Raw genomic sequence first — 21,317 nt, 5'->3', positions numbered from 1 at the left:
GCTTACTGCCTAAAGCTTATAGCTTTAATTTATTTATATTCGTGAATTACGTCTTCGATTACATCTTCAATTGTTGGCTGATCTGCAACGATGATATTCTTTGTTGTTTTTGATAAAGCTTCTGCAGTGGTTTCTCCAATACAGAAACAAACTTCTTTTTTAATTGTATTCTCTTTCAAATAACTCTCAACGCCAGAAGGACTGAAAAATAAGATTGCATCAACAGCTGTCTTTATTTTTTGTGGCTGTAAAGAGGTGTCGTAAACCTGAATTTCGTTGAGTTGTATGCCAGCTTCTTTTAAGGCATTTGGCAAAGTATCTCTTCTAAGGTTACCGCTGAAAAAAGTATAACTTTCATTTCTGTAAATTAAAGTGATAATTTCGGCCAAATCAGATGCGTAACCTGTGTAAGCCACAACATTAAAGCCATTATCGCTTAAAAGCGATTTGGTTTTAAGGCCAACGCAATACACATTTTTTTTCTTTAACTGCTCTGAGTCGGGATGAGATAAAAAGCTGTGAACAGCATTCTGACTCGTGAAAATAAGACTTTCGTTGAGGTCTTTAAATTCGAAAGGTTTATTTTCAGTTTTAATGAAATCGGCTTCGATTAGATCAAAGCCGCCTTTTTTCAACTCTTCTTTTTGAAGAGGAGATAATATTTTAGTAGATAATATCTGAATTGATTTCGCCATTATTTTTTCAGGGATTCTTTAATCTTTTGCATTAATTCCGTTCCTCCATTATTCAAAATCTCCTGTGCCGAATGAAAACCTAATTTTTTCCATTCTGAAATATCGACTGTTTTATTGATTTCTAATTTTTGTTTTCCGTCAATAGAAAGTAAAACACCTTGAAAATGCAAAGTATCTTCATCTTCATTGTAAGTTACCAAAGCTCCAATTGGAGCAGTACAACCGCCTTCGAGTGTTCTTAAAAACTGACGTTCGATATAAGTGCAGATTTCAGTTTCGATATGATTTAACTGCGAAAGTGCATCAAGGGTATAATTGTCGTTTTCCATTGCTACAACAAGCATTGCTCCTTGTGCCGGCGCGGGAATCATCCAATCTAAATTAATGTAGTTTTCAGGTTTTAAGTTAATGCGCTCCAAACCTGCAGCGGCAAAAACAGCTCCATCCCAATCATTATCCTGAAGTTTCTGCATACGGGTATTCACGTTTCCGCGTAAATCAACTACAGTATGGTTTGGATATTTGTTAAACCACTGTGCCTGGCGTCGTAAACTTCCAGTTGCAATCGTGCTTGGTTTATCTCCAAAATCAGCATTTCCTTTGTGAACCAAAATGTCTAAAACATTTGCTCTTTCTAAAACAGCCGCTTGAACAATTCCTTTTGGTAAAGCCGTTGGAACATCTTTCATAGAATGTACCGCAATATCAATATCGCCATTAATCATGGCAATGTCCAGCGTTTTTGTAAAAATTCCTGTTATACCAAGTTCATAAAGCGGTTTATCCAGAATAATATCGCCTTGAGATTTTACAGCAACAATCGAGGTTTTATACCCCAAATCGTTTAATTTCTTTTCGACATTATGTGCCTGCCAAAGTGCTAATTCGCTGTCACGAGTTCCAATTCTGATTGTTTTTTCAGCCATGTTATGTTTCTTGAACCATATAAGTTATATAAGTAAATTTAAGTAGTTTGGGTAAAACACAGTTTTTAAATGAACTTATATAACTTATATGGTTTAAAATTTTATTTAAGATGCTTTTATTTTGAAGACTTTCTCGATCCATTCGATGCTCTCATCGACCATGGTATCGTCGTCTTTTAAATGATTTGCGAAATGAGTAGTGATTTTTTGAATGATTCTGTTGCTTATGATTTCAGCTTGTGCTTCATTAAAATCAGCAATTTTTTTACTTTGGAAATCTAATTCAGAAGCTTTGATCGCATTCAATTTGTCTTTTAAAGCATTGATGGTCGGCGCAAATTTTCGGCCTTTCATCCAAACAACAAATTCTTCTTTGATTTCTTCGATGATAGCTTCCGCAGCAGGAATGTGTAATTTTCTGTTTTCCAATGTTTCATCTGTCAATTGCGACAAATAATCCATGTGAATTAAAGTTACTCCTTCTAATTCCTCCACGTTTTCGTTAACGTTTTTCGGAATCGACAAATCCAGAATCAATAAAGGTTTTTTAAGATTTAAAATAGCTTTGTCAACTGTTGGGTTTTGAGCACCAGTTGCTACAACAACAACGTCTGCCTTTTGAAGTTCTAAATGTAATTCAGAATAATCTTTAACAATCAAATTTAGTTTTCCAGCCAATTTCTCAGCTTTATCTTTAGTTCGGTTGATTAAAGTAATATGTTCGTTTTTAGTATGTTTTACTAAATTCTCGCAAGTATTTCTCCCGATTTTTCCTGTTCCGAAAAGCAAAATGTTTTTATTGCTGATATCCTCAACATTTTTAAGAATGTATTGAACCGATGCAAAAGAAACAGAAGTTGCGCCAGAGCTAATTTCGGTTTCAGTTTTAATTCTTTTACTTGCCTGAATAACCGCGTTAACTAATCTTTCCATAAAAGCATTGGCTAAGCCCATTGATTTTGAATGGATAAAAGAAGTTTTGATTTGAGATATAATTTCAAAATCGCCTAAGATCTGACTGTCTAAACCAGTTCCTACGCGAAATAAATGATTGATTGCTTCTTGATTTTTATAAACGAAACCAACTTTTTGAAAAGCGTCAACAGAACCATTGCTGTTGTCGCAGATCAATTTGATTAATTGAAATGGATGTTCTGCAAAACCATAAATTTCGGTTCTGTTGCAGGTTGAAGTGACAATTAAACTTTCTATTCCTTCAGTTTTAGCTTGTTCCAGCAAACGCGTTTTCGCCACTGCGTCCAAACTAAATTGACCTCTGACCTCAGCATCAGCTTTTTTATAACTCAGACCAACTGAGTAAAAATAAAGGTGTTTCGGTACGTTATTGTTTTCCATAAATTCACTTTCATAAAAGTGCAACAAAATTATTACTATACTATTGATAAAAGTAACGCTGAAAGTACTTTTTGTATCGCTGCATGTTTTTTTGATTCTAAACATCTGTTTTTATGCAAAAAGCAGTACTTTTGTAGCAAAATCAAGTCGTTTGAAACGATTTGTTTAGAGTCATTCTAAATAACATTTTGACGGAGGTTTGATTTTAGTCCAAAAAAAATATCGCTATGAGTTCTCAAGAAGTTATAAAAATTGAAGACGACTTTACGCTGATTCGTTTTCAAAACGATGGTTCTGAGCCTTTTTATGCACAGCACGAAATAGGTACCGGCCTGATACAGTTTCACTTCGGGATAAAAGGCAACGCCAAATTTTTATTCAATCAAGGCAATTATGCTTTAGAATTGAAAGAAGAAAAATCGCTGCTTTTGTATAATCCGCAGAAAGAATTACCGCTTAATTTAGAATTGGCACCAAACTCTTGGGTGATTTCTGTAATTGTTTCCATCAAAAAATTTCACGCGTTGTTTTCTGCAGAAGCCGATTATATTACTTTTTTAAGTCCTGATAATAAGGATAAAAAGTATTATAACGAAGGAAATATTAGTCCGTCGATGGCAATTGTTTTGAGTCAGTTGTTTCATTACAATCTTCATCCATCCATAAAAAACCTTTATTATAAAGGAAAAGGGTACGAATTGTTGAGTTTGTATTTTAACAGAACCGAAGATCCAAACGCAGAACAATGTCCGTTTTTAATTGATGAAGATAACGTTCTGAAAATTCGAAGAGCCAAAGAAATCATTATTGCGAATATGGCCGAACCGCCAGGATTGCAAGAATTGGCAGATGAAATTGGTTTGAATTTAAAGAAACTCAAAATGGGTTTCAAACAAATTTACGGCGACACGGTTTACGGTTTCCTTTTCGATTACAAAATGGACTTCGCTCGAAAACTTTTAGACAGCGGATCGTATAATGTAAACGAAGTGGGGTTGAAAATTGGCTACAGCACGGGAAGTCACTTTATCGCGGCATTCAAGAAAAAGTTTGCCACAACTCCAAAAAAATATTTGATGTCGATTAATGCGAATGTTTAAGCATGCTGTAAGGGCAGAGATCTAAAATCAAACGTTCCTAAGGAACGTTATACTGTGTGGACATTTTAAGTTACCAACGAAATGTTCCAACGGAACATAAAAATGATGAATCTTTGGTGAAAATGTTCCGATAGGAACATCTCGTTGGTAGAAAAAAAAATTAAATGTTTTTTGCGTTCCATAGGAACGATTGATTTAAGAGAATCAATTTTATAAATAAGAACATAATTAAAAAGTAATAATTATCATATTTCTAAAAAGCAGCAAGTTCTACTTTTGACGAAATTTTTAAAAACAAATACAATGCTTAAAGCCTAAAGCTTAAAGCCTAAAGCAAAAAAAGAATAATGAAAGGCGTATTATTAGTAAACTTAGGATCTCCAGAAAGTCCAACACCAAAAGATGTAAAACCATATTTAGACGAATTTTTAATGGATAAATACGTGATCGATGTTCCGTATTTATTACGAGCATTATTGGTTCGCGGAATTATTTTGAGAAAAAGACCTGAGGAATCAGCGCACGCTTACGCGAAAATTTGGTGGGAGGAAGGTTCTCCATTAGTAGTTCTTTCTGAAAGAATGCAGAAAAAAGTACAGCCTTTGGTAAATGTTCCGGTTGCATTAGCAATGCGTTACGGAAGCATGACAATCGAAAAAGGACTTCAGGAATTGCATGATAAAGGTGTAGATGAAGTAATGCTTTTTCCTTTATATCCGCAATATGCAATGGCTTCGACTTTGACTATTTTAGTAAAAGCAGAAGAAATCCGTAAAAAGAAATTTCCAAACATGAAATTTACGGATGTTCCAGCATTTTACAACAAACCAGATTACATCAAGAATTTGGCAGATTCAATTCAGAAACATTTAGTTGGTTTTGATTACGATCATTTATTGTTCTCTTACCATGGAATTCCAGAACGCCATATTCGCAAAACTGATGTAACCAAATCGCATTGTAAAATCGACGGTTCTTGTTGTAACACACCTTCGGCTGCGCATGACTTTTGCTATCGTCACCAATGTTATGAAACAACAAAACAAGTTGTAAAATTATTAGGACTTCCAGAAGATAAATACAGTTTAACTTTTCAATCGCGTTTGGCGGGCGACAAATGGTTAGAGCCTTACACGGATGTTGAAATCGATAATATGCCTGCAAAAGGAATCAAGAAATTGGCGGTTGTCACACCAGCTTTCGTTTCAGACTGTTTAGAAACTCTTGAGGAAATCGCGATGCGTGCCAAAGAAGATTTTGAAGCAAAAGGAGGAGAAGAATTTTTAGCAATTCCATGTCTGAATGATGATGATGAATGGTGCCAGACAGTTTCTAATTGGATTAATGATTGGGCTAAATAAGAATTAAAGACATATGAATAAATTAAAATATTTTTCGATTTTATTTTTCTCTCTAGCAATTCTTGTTGGATGCAAAAAAAGAGACACTTTTGAAAACAATACTTTTTCTGATAAAACATTCAACTGGCAGATTACTATTCCAGACGATTATGAAAAAGTAAATCAAATAGAAAATGGAGAAATTAAAGGAGATACAACTTTAATCAATAAAGAATATTCTATTGTTGCTTTTAAAAGAAACAAGGCCAATTATTTTGCAGCAAACTACGAAAATTATTCAGGAGATGTTCGCTCAACTGATCTAAAGATGAGATTAAAAGATTTTCTTTTTTTGAAAAATATTGGTCAAGTTTATCCGCAAGGTCAAATGGGAGATTACAAAGTAACTTCTGAGAACATTTCGGGTTTAGAATTTAGAAAAGCTAAGATTTCAATAACTGAAAAAGGAAAAACTCTTGCAACAGCAGTTATTTTTTCAAGGACTTTTAATGGCAAAATCTTTATCGCTTCAATAGTATATGAAAATGAAGATTACGGTAAAGAAATGATTGATCTTTTTAAAAAATCTACATTTAAGGAATAAATGGAATATTATAACTATTTAAAATCACTGCATCTTATATTTGTAATCACTTGGTTTGCAGGTTTGTTTTATATCGTTCGTTTGTTTGTTTATCAAATTGAAGCAAATGAAAAGCCATCTCCAGAAAAAGAAATTTTACAGGCGCAATACAAAATTATGGCCTACCGTTTGTGGTACATTATTACATGGCCGTCGGCGGTTTTGGCGAGTATTTTTGCTTTTTGGATGCTGTTTTTTACAGATGCAGGTCATGTATGGATGAAAATGCCGTGGATGCACGTAAAATTATGCTTCGTTTTCCTTTTGTATTTATATCATGGAAAATGCCATCAAATTTTTAAACAATTACAAAACGATGAGGTAAAATATACCAACAACTTCATGCGTTTGTGGAATGAAGGCGCAACGATTATTTTATTTGCCGTCGTTTTTTTAGTAGTTTTAAAAAGTGCCATCAACTGGATTTTCGGCGTAATCGGAATTATTTTATTCTCGGTTTTAATAATGCTTGGATTCCGATTTTATAAACGAATTAGAGAAAAGAAATAATGGTAAATTGTGAATTGTTAGTGGTAAATTATAATGCAGACCGAATAATTCATAATTTACAATTCACAATTTATAATTAAAAAACATGCAGAACTTCAAAATGTCAATGCTTTCCCTTCGTACCAGGATTTTCCTTTCGATGATTGTATTGATTGTTGTAGCATCTTTTTTATTGGCTTCGATTTCGATTATTCAGTTTAAAACGGAGGCCAAAGAATATCATCAGGAACGTTTAGAACGAAAAGAAAACGCTGTAAAAGAACATATTAATTACGTTCTGGCGACTACAACTTATCCGCTGAAAACCCAAAATCTGGATTTAATTTTTAAAGATAAAATCCACGAATTAGCGCAGATTCATAAAATCGAAATCAACATTTACAGTCTTGACGGGAAACTTTTAAAATCTTCAAAAGAATCTTTTGCCGTTGATAAAATTGCACCTCCAATTCCCGAATATATTCTGAAACTCGTTCGTTCTTCGATAGAAAAACGTTTTGTAGACATTAAAACCATCGACGGAGTTAAAAATAGATCATCCTACAGTTTAATAAAAGACGAAAAATTTAAACCACTCGGAATCCTGAATCTTCCTTATTTAGAAGACGATGGTTATTATGATAACGAATTGAATACCTTCTTAATTCGCTTAAGCCAGGTTTATTCTTTTATGTTGATTGTGGCTTTTGCATTAGCATATTTCCTTTCGACATACATCACAAAATCACTAAAAACTATTTCCGATAGATTGGAAGAAACCAATTTAGATCAGAAAAACGAGAAAATTGTTTTAGAGGCGAATAGTAAAGAGGTCAACTTCTTGATTAAAGCGTATAATGGAATGGTTGACAAACTCGAAACGAGTGCCATCAAACTTGCCCAAAGTGAACGTGAAGAAGCTTGGCGTGAAATGGCGAAACAAGTCGCGCATGAAATCAAGAATCCGCTTACGCCGATGCGATTAACGGTTCAGAGTTTCCAGAGAAAATTTGATCCAAATGATCCTGATGTGAAGCAGAAGATGAACGATTACTCTGAAACCTTAATTCAGCAGATTGATACGATGACGGCGGTGGCTTCGGCATTTTCGAACTTTGCTTCGATGCCGGCGCAGCAAAACGAAACGTTGAATGTTGTTGAGGTTGTCGAATTAGCTCTCGATATTTTTAATGAAGATTATATTGTTTTTGAAAAAGATGAAGAAGAAATCATTTCAAAAATGGACCGTACGCAGTTGATCCGCGTGATTACCAATTTGGTTAAAAATGCAACGCAGGCCATTCCGGAAAGTCAGTTTCAAAAATCGATTGTCGTTACAGTAAAAAGACGCAATAATAATGTTGAAATTGCTGTTAAAGACAACGGAATCGGAATCCAGAAACAAGATATCGGCCGAATCTTCGAACCAAAATTTACGACCAAAACCAGTGGTATGGGACTTGGACTCGGAATTATCAAAAACATTATCGAAAATTACAAAGGAACAATTACCTTTGAGTCAACTTACGGAAAAGGAACCACATTTAGGGTTTCTTTGCCCATTACTAACTCTTAAACTTACCGTCATGGACTACGAAAATATCTTAATTTCTATCGAAGAAAAAATAGCAACGATCACAATTAACAGACCAACAAAACTGAATGCTTTAAACAAAGCGACCATTAGTGATTTGAGCAAGGCAGTTAAATTATTAAGTAAAAATGACGATGTTCGTGTAATTGTCTTAACTGGAAGCGGTGAAAAAGCCTTTGTAGCCGGAGCTGATATTTCTGAATTTGCAAATTATACAATTGTCGAAGGTGCACAATTGGCAGCTGAAGGACAGGAATCTTTATTCGATTTTATTGAAAATTTGAAAAAACCAGTTATTGCAGCCGTTAACGGTTTTGCTTTAGGCGGTGGATTAGAATTGGCAATGGCTTGTCATTTTAGAGTCGCTTCAGACAATGCGAAAATGGGACTGCCAGAAGTAACTTTAGGATTAATTCCAGGTTATGGAGGAACGCAGCGTTTACCTCAATTAGTGGGTAAAGGACGTGCAATGGAAATGATCATGACTGCTGCTATGATTTCTGCAGAAGAAGCCAAACAATACGGTTTAGTAAATCATGTTGTGCCTCAGGCAGAACTATTATCATTTACAAATGTAATTGCTCATAAAATTATTAAAAATGCTCCGTTTGCAATTAGTAAAGCGATAAAAGCCATCAATGCCAACTTTGAAGACGGTAAAAACGGATTTGATACTGAAATAAAATCTTTCGGAAAATGTTTCGGAACTCAGGATTTTAAAGAAGGAACAACAGCTTTCTTAGAAAAACGTAAAGCTGAATTTACAGGGAAATAAAGTTTATACCACAGAGTTACACAAAGATTCCGCAAAGTTACACAAAGCTTTGCATTAATGTTTTTTCTTTGTGACTCTCTGTGAAATCTTTGTGTAACTCTGTGGTAAAACAACACAAAGCTGTTCAAAGTAATTAAAAAACTCAATTACTTAGGAACTTAGTCCCGAAGCTTCTGGATAGCAACTAATAAATAAAAATCATGTCCTACGAACCTATATTTGCCCTTTTTTGTGAACGAGTTAAAGAAAGTATTCAAGCTGGAACTTTCGCAAAATTGACTTTGGCCAAAACAATAGGCGATACCGAACTTAAGAATATCTATTTTCGTTTGGTTTTAAATGAAGATAATACCTTTTCAATATCATTGACTTCACGTTATAAAACTGAAGAAGTTGATAGCATTCATACCTTAGATGAAGCACTTTTGATTTTAGGCTCTTATATCAAAAAGCCGTTTTTAACAGCGCTCTTGTTTACCACAGATAATGATGTGACTTTTAAAGTAAACAAGAAAAACGCGGGAAGTATAATAGAACAACCACCAACGTTTAAAAATGCTTCTCCAGTTATGTTAGAAATGATTGAGAAGGGGATTGTTTGAAAATTTTTTTGAGTTAAGAAAAGTTAAACCCGTAAAACCTATTTTGGTTTTTACGGGTTTTTTTTGCTTTATTTAATAGTATTAAATAGTCAATAAATTTAAGCTTAATAAAATTTTGTTCTTTTGTCTTATAGTGTTGCTTTTAAGTCTTTTTCTGTATGTTTCTCTTAAAGGACCATAATACTTTTACACTTTATAGTAAAAAAATTAGCTTAAAATGAAAACGTATAGAATATCTAAGACATGGAGGATAATTATTTATAGTATTTGCTCATTCACTTCTTTGTTTTATGGAATATTTGGAATAATATTACTTCTTCCCGCAGAATTAGCGCCCTTTCAAGTCAATGAGAAACCATTAGTGAAAAATTTGTTGGCAGTACTATTTCTTTTTGTAGTACTGTGGATGGTATTTTTAATTTTTAAAACATATAAAACAAGAATTGTAATTACACAAGATAGTTTTCAGCTCATAGGCGTGTTTAAAAAAAAAGAACTAAAGTTTAAGGATATAAAAGGTTTTGAGGTAAGCAGCAATCCAAAACTTAATTTACAGAAATTCTTAGGCGTCGAATCCAAAACCAAAGGGGAAAAAGCGATTGTTTTTAGTAATTTATTTGAAAAATTTGACGAAATAAGATCTCAGTTAAGTTTTAAAGTCGCAGATCTAAATGCTGAAAAGGTAAAAGTAATTGAAGAGAAGATCACGCAAGAAAAAAAAGAAATTTTAAAAAATACTGATTTTGGTTTTACAGTTAAAGAAAAAACGAGTCAATTAAAATATGCAAAAATAACGGCCAGAATTATATATTCAATGACTTTTATCATTGGATTTTGGATATACAATTATCCGCAGCCTTATGAATATGCGCTTCTATCAGGTATGATGTTACCAATTGTTTCTTTATTAGCTATTAAATATTGGAAAGGCTTAATACGAGTTGATAAAATTAGAAATAGTATATATCCGAATGTCGCTGTTGGTATTCTTGCACCTGCATACTTGCTCTATAAAAGGGTAGAGGCAGATTTTAGTATTTTAGATTTCAGTAATATTTGGCTTCCATTAGTTTTGGTAGTAATCATTTATTCAGCATTTCTATTTACTGAAAAAATGGATCTTTCTGGTGAAAATCCAGAAGGAAGATTAGTGGTATTATTTACCTTTATTTTTATATGTGGCTATGTATATAGTTCTGTAATATGTTTAAATGGCATACTTGACAAATCGACTCCATTAAAATTTACTACAACAATTCTTGATAAGGAAAAACCGGGAAAATCTTTTATTATATCCGTTGCTCCATTGGAAAAGGAAGGTCAAATTCAGAAAATTAAAATTGACAAAGAGTTTTATTATGAAGCAGAAATAGGAGATAAGGCTTCAGTTTATGTCTATAAAGGTTTTTTTAATATACCTTACGCAGATGCTTTTAAAGCTAACTAAAAAAGAAAATCCGTAAACATCATTTACGGATTTTCTTTTTTAGTTAAAATTAGTTCTAAACCAATTTCACAAACAAATTAGAAGCAATTTTATTTGAAATAGATAATTCTCTGCCGTCAACATTAATTTTTACCGATAAATCGAAAGATTCTTTAGACAGAAATTCAATTTTAGAACCCAAAGCGATTTCTTGTTTGTCCAGATATTTCAGGAATTCGGAAGAAGTATCTTTTACACCCACACAAACACCGATCTGATTTTCTGATAATTCAGAAAGTAAATGTTTCTCAATTTTAATAATTCGGCCATTTGCATCCGGAATTGGATCGCCGTGAGGATCTTCTGTAGGATTTCCCAAAAAGTCATCTAAACGGTTAATTAACTGCTCAGATTTGATGTGTTCTAACTGTTCCGCAATGTCGTGAACCTCATCCCAGCTGAAGTTTAGTTTTTCAACTAAAAACACTTCCCATAAACGATGTTTTCTCACAATCATTTTAGCGGCCAGTTTCCCATTTTCTGTCAAAGATACACCTTGGTATTTTTTATAATTTACTAAATCTTTATCAGCTAGTTTTTTAAGCATATCCGTAACCGAAGAAGCTTTGGTTTCCATTATTTCCGCAATGGCATTTGTGCTCACTTCAGTTTCCAAAGCAGCGGTTAGGTGATAGATAGATTTAAGGTAATTTTCTTCTGAAAAGGTCATTCTTCTTTAGGTTCTAAGGTCCTAAGATGCTGAGATTCTAAGTTTTCTTTTGAGGCTTTAGTAAAAAACCTTAGTATCTTAGAACCTTAGCATCTTAGCCACTTCATTTAACAATCAACAAAGGTATTGAAATTTTATGTCTCAATTTATCTACCGTTGTGCCAAAAAGAATATCTTTTAATCCAGTATGGCCGTGGGTTCCCATAACGAGAATATCGAAATTTCCTTCGTTTATAATTTTCGGAATTACTTTGTTTGGTTTTCCAAAACCAAGTTCAGTTTTAATCTTGAAACCCTTCTGCGAAAGCATTTCCTGATATTCTAGTAATAATTTCTCATCAATTGTCGTCTCATGATCGTGAACGTGAACGCCGTACATTAATGCGCCAACTGTTTCTACAATGTGAATGAGGGTATATTCGGTGTCAATGCCGCCCAATTCGAAGGCTTTGTTTAATGCGGCTTCATCTGCATGAGAAAAATCTACAGAAACAGCTATGTGTTGAATATTTTGACTTTCTCTTGGAGAAAAATGCAGTTTGAGATTATGAGGAGAATGATTTACTGTTTTGTTTTTTGCTTTGGCAATAAAAGGTTTGAAAATGATATATAGTAATAAAGCTGAAAAAGCGAATGCTAACGGAACTACAGTAAGCCAAAGAATTATTGGATGATTTGAACTTGCAAGCCACGACGTGATTTCGTCATAAACCAATTTTGCGTTTAAAGAGACAATTATAGTCGCAATAATCCAAGAAACCACTTGAGTAAGTTTGGATATATGAAAACCATTCATTTTCGATTTGTCACTCACAAAATGGATTAACGGAATAATTGCAAATCCCAATTGCAGACTTAGAATAACCTGACTTAAAATTAATAGTTTTCCAGTTACGCTTTCGCCATAAATTAGAATTACGATTACAGCAGGAATAATAGCAATTAAACGGGTAATAATACGACGAACCCACGGTTGAATTCTGAAATGCAGATAACCTTCCATTACAATTTGCCCGGCAAGAGTTCCTGTTACTGTAGAACTTTGTCCCGCAGCAATAAGTGCAACTGCAAATAAAATTGGCGCCCATTTGGTTCCGAGCAAAGGTTCAAGAAATTGATGCGCATCTTGAATTTCGGCAACTTCAAACATTCCGTTTCTATGAAAAGTTGCGGCAGCTAGAATCAAGATTGCGGCATTTACAAAAAAGGCAAGGTTTAAAGCGATCGTAGAATCTATTAAATTGTATTTCAAAGCCTGTTTGATTCCTGCAGGAGTTCGATCAAACTTTCTGGTTTGCACCAAAGAAGAGTGCAGATACAGATTGTGCGGCATAACAGTCGCTCCGATAATTCCGATAGCAATATATAAAGCGGCAGAATTTGGAATTGACGGAATAAGACCCTGCAAAACTTTACCCATTTCTGGTTCTGCAAAAATCATTTCGAAAATAAAAGAAAATCCAATTATCGCTACCAAAGCTATAATGAAGGCTTCCATCTTGCGAATTCCTTTATTGATTAGGAAAAGCAGTAAAAACGTATCTAAAACCGTAATTAAAACCGCTTCGAGTAATGGAATCCCGAAAAGAAGATTAATTCCGATTGCCATTCCGAGAACCTCTGCCAAATCGCAGGCAGCAATAGCAATTTCGGCCAGAAAATATAAAATGTAGTTGATGTATTTGGAATAAGTTTCTCTCGAAGCCTGAGCCAAATCGCGCTGCGTTACAATGCCCAGACGGGCACTTAAACTCTGCAAAAGCAAAGCCATTAAGTTACTCATCAATAAAACCCATACCAAAGTATAACCAAACTGGCTTCCGCCGGCAATGTCTGTAGCCCAGTTCCCCGGATCCATATAACCAACGCTAACTAAATAGGCTGGGCCCAAAAAAGCTAATATTTTCCTGAAACCAGTTTTTTTATGTTGTGTAGCAACCGATTCGTTTACTTCTTCTAAAGATTTAGTCATTGTAAAAGTATTGTTTTCACAAATATATAGAAAAATTACATTCGCGAAACAATATTTTTAGACGAGTCTAAATGTTAAATGTTAGAATTTAAACATTTTGGACATAATCCTGATAAGGTGAAATTGATCTCGTTGACTTTGTAATTATGCGGCATTATATAACTCGGCTTCACATTCTCCAAACAAGTTATTTCGTGACAATTCTCACAGCTAAAATGAGCATGATTATGAATGTGTACACGCTGGTGTGAATGATTGCATTTCGCATATTTTACAGTTCCGTCGAGATTCGAAATTTTATGAACAATATCATCGTTTACCAAGCGGTCTAAAATCCTGTAAATAGTAACTCGATCACACACATCATTCAATTGTTTTTGAATTTCAGCATGCGATAATGCCGTTTTTGATTTCTCAAAAACCTCTAATACAGCGGTTTTAGCTGTAGTATTACGTGTAGTTTTCATTTTGTAATGAATTAAAAAATTAAACGCAACAATGTTGCAATTGAATTAAAATTGTATATTTGCAACAAAATTGCATTAAGCAAAATTACAAGAAATGAAGAAAACTACCTCACCCTTTTACGATATTTTAGGAATTTCAAGTGCGACTATCTGCCTGGTTCATTGTTTGATTTTTCCTCTTCTAACAATTTTGCAATTAGGCTTAAGTCATAATCCATTTATCGATTTAGTATTTGCTTCGATCGGTTTATTTGCAATTCTCAAAATTACGAAAAAATCAAGTGTTTTGGTTTCGTCAATTTTGATTGTTTCTATGAGCTTAATATGGATCAGTATTTTGAGTGAACTCTTTTTAGAAATTCATCTGGATCTCATTTATTTTGGAGGAATCGGTATGATTATCGGGCATTTGATTAATTATAAATTACACAGAAAACAAAATCATTAAAATTATAATTATGGAACAGAAGACTTTTGACGTGATTATTATTGGCGGAAGCTACAGCGGCTTATCTGCTGCCATGAGCTTAGGACGTTCCCTTCGCCAGGTTTTAGTAATTGACAGCGGTCTGCCTTGCAACAGACAAACGCCTCATTCGCATAATTTTATTACACAAGACGGGGAGAAGCCCGCAGTTATTTCGGCGAAAGCCAAATTACAAGTTGAACTTTATAAAACAGTTCATTTTTATAATGGCCTTGCGACAAAAGCAATCAAAAATGAAGCGGGATTTGAAATCTCAACAGAATCAGGTGAAATTTTCACATCCAGAAAAGTTTTATTCGCAACTGGTGTTAAAGATTTAATTCCAAAGATTAATGGTTTTGCAGAGTGCTGGGGAATTTCGGTTTTGCATTGTCCATATTGTCATGGCTACGAAGTGAAGAATGAAAAAACAGCCATAATTGCAAACGGCGAAACAGCATTTGATTTTGCAAAATTGATTTCGAATTGGACCAAAGATTTAAGATTATGTACCAATGGAAAATCGACTTTGACTTTCGAACAAACTCAAATATTACAACAGCACAATGTCCAAATTTTCGAGGAAGAAATAGATTCTTTCGAACATACAAAGGGATATATCGAGAACATCATCTTCAAAAATCAGGAAAAAGTTGCCGTAAAAGCCATTTATGCAAGACCGCCATTTGAACAACATTGCCATTTACCCAAAGATTTAGGTTGTGAGATAAACGAACAAGGATTATTAAAAGTAGATGTTATGCAAAAAACAAATATTCCTGGAGTTTATGCAAGCGGAGATTGTACAACACAAATGCGCTCGGTTGCAATTGCAGTTTCTACAGGATCTTTTGCAGGAGCAGTGATTAATAAGGATCTTATTGATGAGGATTTTTAATTCTAAACCCGACAGGTTTTGAAAACCTGTCGGGTTTGCTTGACTTTTTGAATAGCCCCTAGCTTCAGCTAGGGGAAGAAGATTGGATTGAAAGGGCTTTAGCCGAATTTAGGTTTGGCTAAGCCCTTTTATTTCGCTCATGCTTTCATCCATCTAAAGCTGGACGCTATTCAATCTTTAAATTCATATTTCTATGTGTTTAAATAAATCTAACATATTGAATTAAATCAGTTTAAAAATTTATTCATTAGAATAATTATTTGTCAAATTTAATTTTTAGTTTTGTCTAAATTTAATTTTATAACCATGAAATATTTATTTTTGGCAATATTAATAATTTCAACTAAAAACCTTTATTCACAAAACATATCGGGAAAAGTAACTACAGATGTTCCTACGATTCAGGAAATTAATGTGATTCTGTTACATACAAACTTTAAAACTCATACAGATTCACTGGGCTTTTACAAATTAGAAAATGTTCCGAGTGGTTCTTATAAAATTGCAGTGACCTCGAGTGGATTTAAAACTATAACTCAAAAGATTTCTATAATTGAAAATCAAAACTTAAATCTTGATTTCGAATTAAATGAAGACCAAAACGAATTAAATGAAGTTGTTGTTTCGGGAACTTTAAAAGCTGTAAAACGTTTAGAAAGTGCTGTTCCCGTTGAGGTTTATTCGCCTACTTTCTTCAAAAAAAATCCAACTGCGAGTATTTACGATGCGCTTCAAAATATAAATGGCGTTCGGCCACAGCTCAATTGCGGAGTTTGTAACACTGGAGATATTCATATCAATGGCCTTGAAGGTCCGTATACTTTGGTTCTGATTGACGGAATGCCAATTGTGAGCAGTCTCTCGACGGTTTACGGTTTATCTGGAATTCCGAATTCTTTGGTAGAAAGAATTGAAATCGTAAAAGGTCCCGCTTCTTCTCTTTACGGAAGTGAGGCGGTTGGTGGCCTGATCAATATTATCACTAAAAACCCAACAAATGCACCTGTATTTTCTGCGGATTATTTTACAACTTCTTACTTTGAAAGTAATCTCGATTTGGGAATGAAATTTAATGTCGGCAAAAAAGCGACTTCTCTTTTAGGCGTAAATTACTTCAACTACGATGAGGTTATTGATAAAGACAAAGATAACTTTACGGATGTCACGCTTTCTGAACGAATTTCGGTTTTTAATAAATGGAACTTTCAACGAAATCATAATCGTCTTTTTACGATTGCAGCACGCGGAATGTATGAAGACCGCTGGGGCGGAGATGTGCGTTGGGAGAAAAAATACCGCGGTGGCGATGAAATTTACGGCGAAAGCATTTATACCAAAAGAGCCGAATTAATTGGAACTTATCAATTACCATTTGAAGAAAAATTAATGCTTTCGTTTTCTGGAAATGTGCATTACCAAGACAGTCGTTACGGAACAACCTCTTATATCGCCAATCAAAAAATTGGTTTTCTGCAATTGACCTGGGATAAAAAAATCGGTCGAAATGATTTCCTTGTCGGAATTGCGAATCGATATTCTTATTATGACGACAATACAACCGCAACAAAAGAAGCTGAAAGTACTTGGCTGCCGGGAATTTTTGTTCAGGATGAAATTACATTTTCGCCTAAAAGTCAGGTTTTGCTTGGCGCGCGCTACGATTACAACTCGATTCACGGTTCGATTTTTACGCCGAGAGTGGCTTATCGTTTCAAAGCAAATGAAAATACGATTTTCAGATTAAACGCCGGAACTGGATTTCGCGTAGTGAATTTATTTACCGAAGATCACGCTGCGCTGACAGGTTCGCGAGATGTTGTGATACAAAATGATTTAAAACCAGAGAAATCTGTAAATGTCAATCTGAATTATATTCAGAAAATCAATTTCGGAAATGGAACTTTTATGGGAATTGAAACGACGGCTTTTTATACGAGATTCAGCAATAAAATCGTTTCAGATTACGAAACAGATCCGAATAAAATTATTTATGACAATATATATGGTTATGCTATAAGTCAGGGAATCAGCACGAATGTCGACTTAAATTTCACAAACGGATTAAAGTTTATTCTTGGTGCAACAGTTTTAGACAATAAAAATGTTCAGGATGGAATTTCAGAACGACCTTTTCTAACCGAAAAATTTACGGGAACTTGGAGTGTTTCATACAAAATACAACCTTGGAATTTACTGTTGGATTATACTGGGAATGTTTACAGTCCGATGAAATTGCCTTTGTTGAACGAATACGATCCGAGAAACCCTAATTCGCCTTGGTACAGTATTCAGAATATTCAGTTTACGTATACAGGCTGGAAGAATTTTGAAGTTTACGGCGGTATCAAAAATTTGCTGAACTTTACTCCAAAACAGAATAATCCGTTTTTGATTTCGAGAACGAATGATCCTTTTGATAAAAATGTACAATACGATTCGGCTGGAAAAGTTTTGGTTACACCAGATAATCCATACGGATTGACGTTTGATACCACTTATGTTTATGGACAAAACCAGACTATTCGTGGGTTTATTGGATTGCGATATAATTTGAGGTAAATTTATGAGGCCAAAGATTAAAATGATTATAAGGATTTTTCTTTTGCCACGAATTTCACGAATTTCCGCTAATTTTTAGATGAAGATTTACTATTCAATTCGTGCTAATTCGTGAAATTCGTGGCAAAAACTGAAAACACAAATGAAAAAGCTATTTCTCTTAATTTTCTGCATCGGAATAACTTCAACAGGATTCTGCCAACTAAAGAGCAGGACTTTTGAAGAAGTTGATAGTTTGCAGCAAATTCAAAAAAGAAAAATCATCGTTTTCATTCATACCGATTGGTGCCAGTTTTGCCAGAGAATGAAAGCAACGACTTTCAAAAATCAAGAAATCATTCAAAAACTAAACTCAGATTTTTATTTTATTGATTTGAATGCTGCCGAAAAACGAGATATTACTTTTAATAATCACACTTTTAAATACAAACCTTCCGGAAATAATGTTGGCGTTCATGAACTGGCTTTACAACTCGGAACAATGAACAATCAAATTGTATATCCGGTTTTGTGTGTTTTGAATGAAAAAAATGAAATCATTTTACAGTACAATAACTATTTAAGTCCAAAAGATTTTAAACTTCTTTTAGAAAAACTGAAAGAATAAAATTTCTTATTTTTGAGAATGAATTCTTCGCAAATCAAACACTTCGATTATATTTTTACTGGGACTGGACTTGCATCTTTGATGATGGTTTACAAAATGGTTATGTCTGGAAAATTCTCAGACAAATCGATTTTGCTTTTAGATCACGATTCAAAGAAAAGCAACGACAGAACTTGGTGTTTTTGGGATAAAAACGAAAGTTTATGGAATTCTGTTATTTCTAAAAAATGGGATTTGGCTTTATTTGCCAATGAAAATTTCAAACGCGATTTGGCGTTGAAGCCTTATCAATACAATCAAATTCGGGGAATTGACTTTTATAATTTTGTTTTTGAATCCATTTCAAAACATTCCAATATTACTTTTTTAAATGAAAAAGTAACCGATATCAACGAACTTGAAACTCATGTTTATGTTGGTACAGAAGAAAATCGATATACAACCAATTACTTATTTAATAGCATTTATACAAAGGCTTTCGCCGAAAGTCAAACCAAATATCCGGTTTTACAGCAGCATTTTGTGGGTTGGTTTGTAAAAACAGAAAGAGAAATCTTTAATCCTGAAGAAGTAACTTTTATGGATTTTTCGGTAGAACAAAAAGGAAATACAAGATTTATGTATGTTTTGCCGACTTCTAAAACGGTAGCTTTAGTTGAATACACCTTGTTTTCTGAAAATCTTCTTTCGAAAGAAGAATACGAAAATGAGATTCAGATCTATTTAAAAAAACTCGGAATAGATCAATATAAAGTTCTCGAAAAAGAGCAGGGAAGTATCCCGATGACGTGTTATCCGTTTTGGAAAAAAAACACCAAACGAGTTTTAAACATTGGTACTGCCGGCGGATGGACAAAAGCAAGTACGGGCTACACGTTTAAAAATTCAGATAAAAAATCTTCAGAATTAGTGAGTTTTCTTCAAGCTGATTCTTCACCCAAAATGAATTATTTTCACAAAAAAAACCGATTTTGGTTTTATGATTTGTTGCTTTTAGATATTCTGCATCGTCATAATGAATTGGGAAGTTCCATTTTTTCTTCCTTATTCAAAAAAGGAAATCCTGTTTTGATCTTTAAATTTCTAGATGAAGAAACAAGTCTGCTGGAAGATCTCCAAGTGATCTTAAAATGTCCAAAATTGCCCTTTGTTAAAGCGTTGTTTCGAGTAATATTCAGCTAGTTTTTGTTTCATGCAGATTCATTATATTTATCTTAAAATCTTAAATAAATCTGCATTTATCTGCTTAAATCTGCGTGCGATCTTAACCACATAGCTTATTTTACTAATCTGATTTAACAGCCAAAAAAATGTCTTATTCTTTCATTTTAATAATTTTTTGAGGCGGTAACGAAAATCTGCAACATTTAGATTTGCCTAATATAATCGGTTATTTACGATAATGAATTAATGGCAAATGGGAATTACAAAACGCTTAAAATTTGATATAGAGACAGAAGAGGTAGGAAGAATTTGCAAAGCACTTGGACATCCAACGAGAATTCAGATTATGACACTTTTATGGAAAAGAAACTATAGAACTTGTGGTGAGATTGTTGAATTAATTCCGCTGGCACAATCGACAATTTCTAAGCATTTGTTAGAATTAAAAAAGGCAAACTTGGTTGATATAAAGAATGTTGGTAAAAAAACAATTTACTCCATAGAAGTTGACAATATACAACTGCTTAAAAAGTATTTAACAAGTTATCTTTCTACCATTGAAATTTCGGAAGAAAAAAAATCAACTGTATTAACAACAACGAATAAGGTAAGAAGAGGAAATAGTCACTTAAAACAGTATAATTATCAATTTCCTGCTAAAAAGATAAAAGAAACGGTGGTTTGACTTGTGGAAGGTTCGGAATATGCCTAAAAAATTAATATCGAACTATAACAAAACTTTATACTTCAAATTAAGTAGTTGCGAGTAAACTTTGTAACTTTGCAACTCAAAAGTAAAATTTAAAAGACAAGAATATGTATCCACAAGAAATGGTAAAACCTATGGAAGCTGAATTAACAGCTGCTGGTTTTCAAGATTTACATAGTGCTGAAGCTGTAGATAACGCTATCAAAGCTGAGGGTACCACTTTAGTTGTTGTAAACTCTGTTTGCGGGTGCGCTGCAAGAAATGCACGTCCGGGAGCAAAAATGAGTTTAGAAGGAGCTAAAAAACCAGATCACCTTATTACAGTTTTTGCTGGTGTTGATAAAGAAGCTGTTGATGCTGCAAGACAACATATGTTTCCTTTTCCTCCATCATCGCCATCTATGGCTTTGTTCAAAAACGGAGAATTAGTTCACATGTTAGAGCGTCACCACATCGAAGGTCGTCCAGCAGAACTAATCGCTGAGAATTTGCAGGATGCTTTTAATGAGTTTTGCTAATTAAGGGACTAAGGTTCTGAGTTGCTGAGGATCTAAGATTTTAGGTTCAAAGCAGCAAAGGTAAAGAGGTACAAAGATTTAAAAGAGGGCTGTTTCAATTTGAAACAGCCCTCTTTTTGTTATATAATATTTTTCCCTGTTCCGTTGGAACATCTCATTGGCAGCAAAATTGTATTGTTATCATTATTTTACGTTCCAGCGGAACATTTGATCGATGTTATTTTTATAATCCAACCATACCAGACGTTCCTCTGGAACGTAAACTCGGTCGATCGTTATTT

The 21,317-nt window shown here is 33.9% G+C and carries 21 protein-coding genes; 15 read left to right on the top strand and 6 right to left on the bottom strand.

The window, feature by feature from the left end; genetic code table 11:
- Nucleotides 1-29: 29 nt before the first annotated feature.
- From ASE40_RS03465 to hemA, 3 genes are all read right to left on the bottom strand, one after another.
- Complete coding sequence (locus tag ASE40_RS03465) at nt 30-695, bottom strand: uroporphyrinogen-III synthase (RefSeq protein WP_057115404.1); 666 nt, start codon at nt 693-695, stop codon at nt 30-32.
- Nucleotides 695-1,621: a hydroxymethylbilane synthase gene (hemC, locus tag ASE40_RS03460; protein ID WP_057115403.1), complete on the bottom strand. Its 927-nt coding sequence runs from the start codon at nt 1,619-1,621 to the stop codon at nt 695-697. Before hemC ends, ASE40_RS03465 begins: the two co-directional genes overlap by 1 nt.
- Nucleotides 1,622-1,726: 105 nt before the next feature.
- On the bottom strand, nt 1,727-2,977 hold the full coding sequence (hemA, locus tag ASE40_RS03455) for a glutamyl-tRNA reductase (protein WP_057115974.1): 1,251 nt from the start codon (nt 2,975-2,977) through the stop codon (nt 1,727-1,729).
- Between the two features lie 227 nt (nt 2,978-3,204).
- Between hemA and ASE40_RS03450 the strand changes: the two genes are divergently transcribed.
- The 8 genes from ASE40_RS03450 to ASE40_RS03415 all read left to right on the top strand — a co-directional run bounded on the left by ASE40_RS03450 (nt 3,205) and on the right by ASE40_RS03415 (nt 10,967).
- Entirely contained in the window at nt 3,205-4,077 is an 873-nt protein-coding gene (locus tag ASE40_RS03450; RefSeq protein ID WP_057115402.1) for a helix-turn-helix domain-containing protein, read from the top strand.
- Between the two features lie 347 nt (nt 4,078-4,424).
- The gene (hemH, locus tag ASE40_RS03445) at nt 4,425-5,438 is read left to right on the top strand and encodes a ferrochelatase (protein WP_057115401.1); all 1,014 of its coding nucleotides are present in this window, start codon (nt 4,425-4,427) and stop codon (nt 5,436-5,438) included.
- 13 nt (nt 5,439-5,451) lie between these two features.
- The gene (locus tag ASE40_RS03440; RefSeq protein ID WP_057115400.1) at nt 5,452-6,021 is read left to right on the top strand and encodes a hypothetical protein; all 570 of its coding nucleotides are present in this window, start codon (nt 5,452-5,454) and stop codon (nt 6,019-6,021) included.
- Nucleotides 6,022-6,570, top strand: coding sequence for a CopD family protein (locus tag ASE40_RS03435; protein WP_057115399.1), 549 nt, complete (start codon nt 6,022-6,024; stop codon nt 6,568-6,570).
- 139 nt (nt 6,571-6,709) lie between these two features.
- Nucleotides 6,710-8,125 (top strand): ATP-binding protein, encoded by a 1,416-nt coding sequence (locus ASE40_RS03430; protein WP_057115398.1) that lies wholly within the window; start codon nt 6,710-6,712, stop codon nt 8,123-8,125.
- A gap of 10 nt (nt 8,126-8,135) precedes the next feature.
- Nucleotides 8,136-8,918: an enoyl-CoA hydratase/isomerase family protein gene (locus tag ASE40_RS03425; RefSeq protein ID WP_057115397.1), complete on the top strand. Its 783-nt coding sequence runs from the start codon at nt 8,136-8,138 to the stop codon at nt 8,916-8,918.
- Between the two features lie 200 nt (nt 8,919-9,118).
- Entirely contained in the window at nt 9,119-9,520 is a 402-nt protein-coding gene (locus tag ASE40_RS03420; RefSeq protein ID WP_057115396.1) for a hypothetical protein, read from the top strand.
- Nucleotides 9,521-9,737: 217 nt separating this feature from the next.
- Nucleotides 9,738-10,967: a hypothetical protein gene (locus tag ASE40_RS03415; protein WP_128414926.1), complete on the top strand. Its 1,230-nt coding sequence runs from the start codon at nt 9,738-9,740 to the stop codon at nt 10,965-10,967.
- Nucleotides 10,968-11,022: 55 nt separating this feature from the next.
- Here the strand turns inward: ASE40_RS03415 and ASE40_RS03410 are convergent, their stop codons facing one another.
- The 3 genes from ASE40_RS03410 to ASE40_RS03400 all read right to left on the bottom strand — a co-directional run bounded on the left by ASE40_RS03410 (nt 11,023) and on the right by ASE40_RS03400 (nt 14,115).
- On the bottom strand, nt 11,023-11,676 hold the full coding sequence (locus tag ASE40_RS03410; protein WP_057115394.1) for a metal-dependent transcriptional regulator: 654 nt from the start codon (nt 11,674-11,676) through the stop codon (nt 11,023-11,025).
- 103 nt (nt 11,677-11,779) lie between these two features.
- A complete protein-coding gene (locus ASE40_RS03405) occupies nt 11,780-13,648 on the bottom strand; it encodes an Nramp family divalent metal transporter (protein ID WP_057115393.1) in 1,869 nt (622 codons plus the stop codon).
- 74 nt (nt 13,649-13,722) lie between these two features.
- The gene (locus tag ASE40_RS03400; RefSeq protein ID WP_057115392.1) at nt 13,723-14,115 is read right to left on the bottom strand and encodes a Fur family transcriptional regulator; all 393 of its coding nucleotides are present in this window, start codon (nt 14,113-14,115) and stop codon (nt 13,723-13,725) included.
- A 94-nt stretch (nt 14,116-14,209) separates the two neighbouring features.
- Here ASE40_RS03400 and ASE40_RS03395 point away from each other — a divergent pair, with 94 nt between their 5' ends.
- From ASE40_RS03395 to ASE40_RS03365, 7 genes are all read left to right on the top strand, one after another.
- A complete protein-coding gene (locus ASE40_RS03395; RefSeq protein ID WP_057115391.1) occupies nt 14,210-14,563 on the top strand; it encodes a MerC domain-containing protein in 354 nt (117 codons plus the stop codon).
- Between the two features lie 10 nt (nt 14,564-14,573).
- Nucleotides 14,574-15,479, top strand: a complete 906-nt coding sequence (locus ASE40_RS03390; protein WP_057115390.1) for an NAD(P)/FAD-dependent oxidoreductase — start codon at nt 14,574-14,576, stop codon at nt 15,477-15,479.
- A gap of 306 nt (nt 15,480-15,785) precedes the next feature.
- Nucleotides 15,786-18,038: a TonB-dependent receptor gene (locus ASE40_RS03385; RefSeq protein WP_057115389.1), complete on the top strand. Its 2,253-nt coding sequence runs from the start codon at nt 15,786-15,788 to the stop codon at nt 18,036-18,038.
- A gap of 142 nt (nt 18,039-18,180) precedes the next feature.
- The gene (locus tag ASE40_RS03380; protein WP_057115388.1) at nt 18,181-18,645 is read left to right on the top strand and encodes a thioredoxin family protein; all 465 of its coding nucleotides are present in this window, start codon (nt 18,181-18,183) and stop codon (nt 18,643-18,645) included.
- A gap of 18 nt (nt 18,646-18,663) precedes the next feature.
- A complete protein-coding gene (locus ASE40_RS03375; RefSeq protein ID WP_057115387.1) occupies nt 18,664-19,827 on the top strand; it encodes a lycopene cyclase family protein in 1,164 nt (387 codons plus the stop codon).
- A 235-nt stretch (nt 19,828-20,062) separates the two neighbouring features.
- Entirely contained in the window at nt 20,063-20,494 is a 432-nt protein-coding gene (locus tag ASE40_RS03370; protein ID WP_057115386.1) for an ArsR/SmtB family transcription factor, read from the top strand.
- A 131-nt stretch (nt 20,495-20,625) separates the two neighbouring features.
- A complete protein-coding gene (locus tag ASE40_RS03365) occupies nt 20,626-21,036 on the top strand; it encodes a BrxA/BrxB family bacilliredoxin (protein WP_057115385.1) in 411 nt (136 codons plus the stop codon).
- The last annotated feature ends 281 nt before the right edge of the window (nt 21,037-21,317 follow it).

It is taken from the genome of Flavobacterium sp. Root935 (assembly GCF_001429295.1).
Classification (GTDB): domain Bacteria; phylum Bacteroidota; class Bacteroidia; order Flavobacteriales; family Flavobacteriaceae; genus Flavobacterium.
Note: the sequence above shows the minus strand (reverse complement) of the source record. Positions and strands in the feature narration are given on the sequence as shown.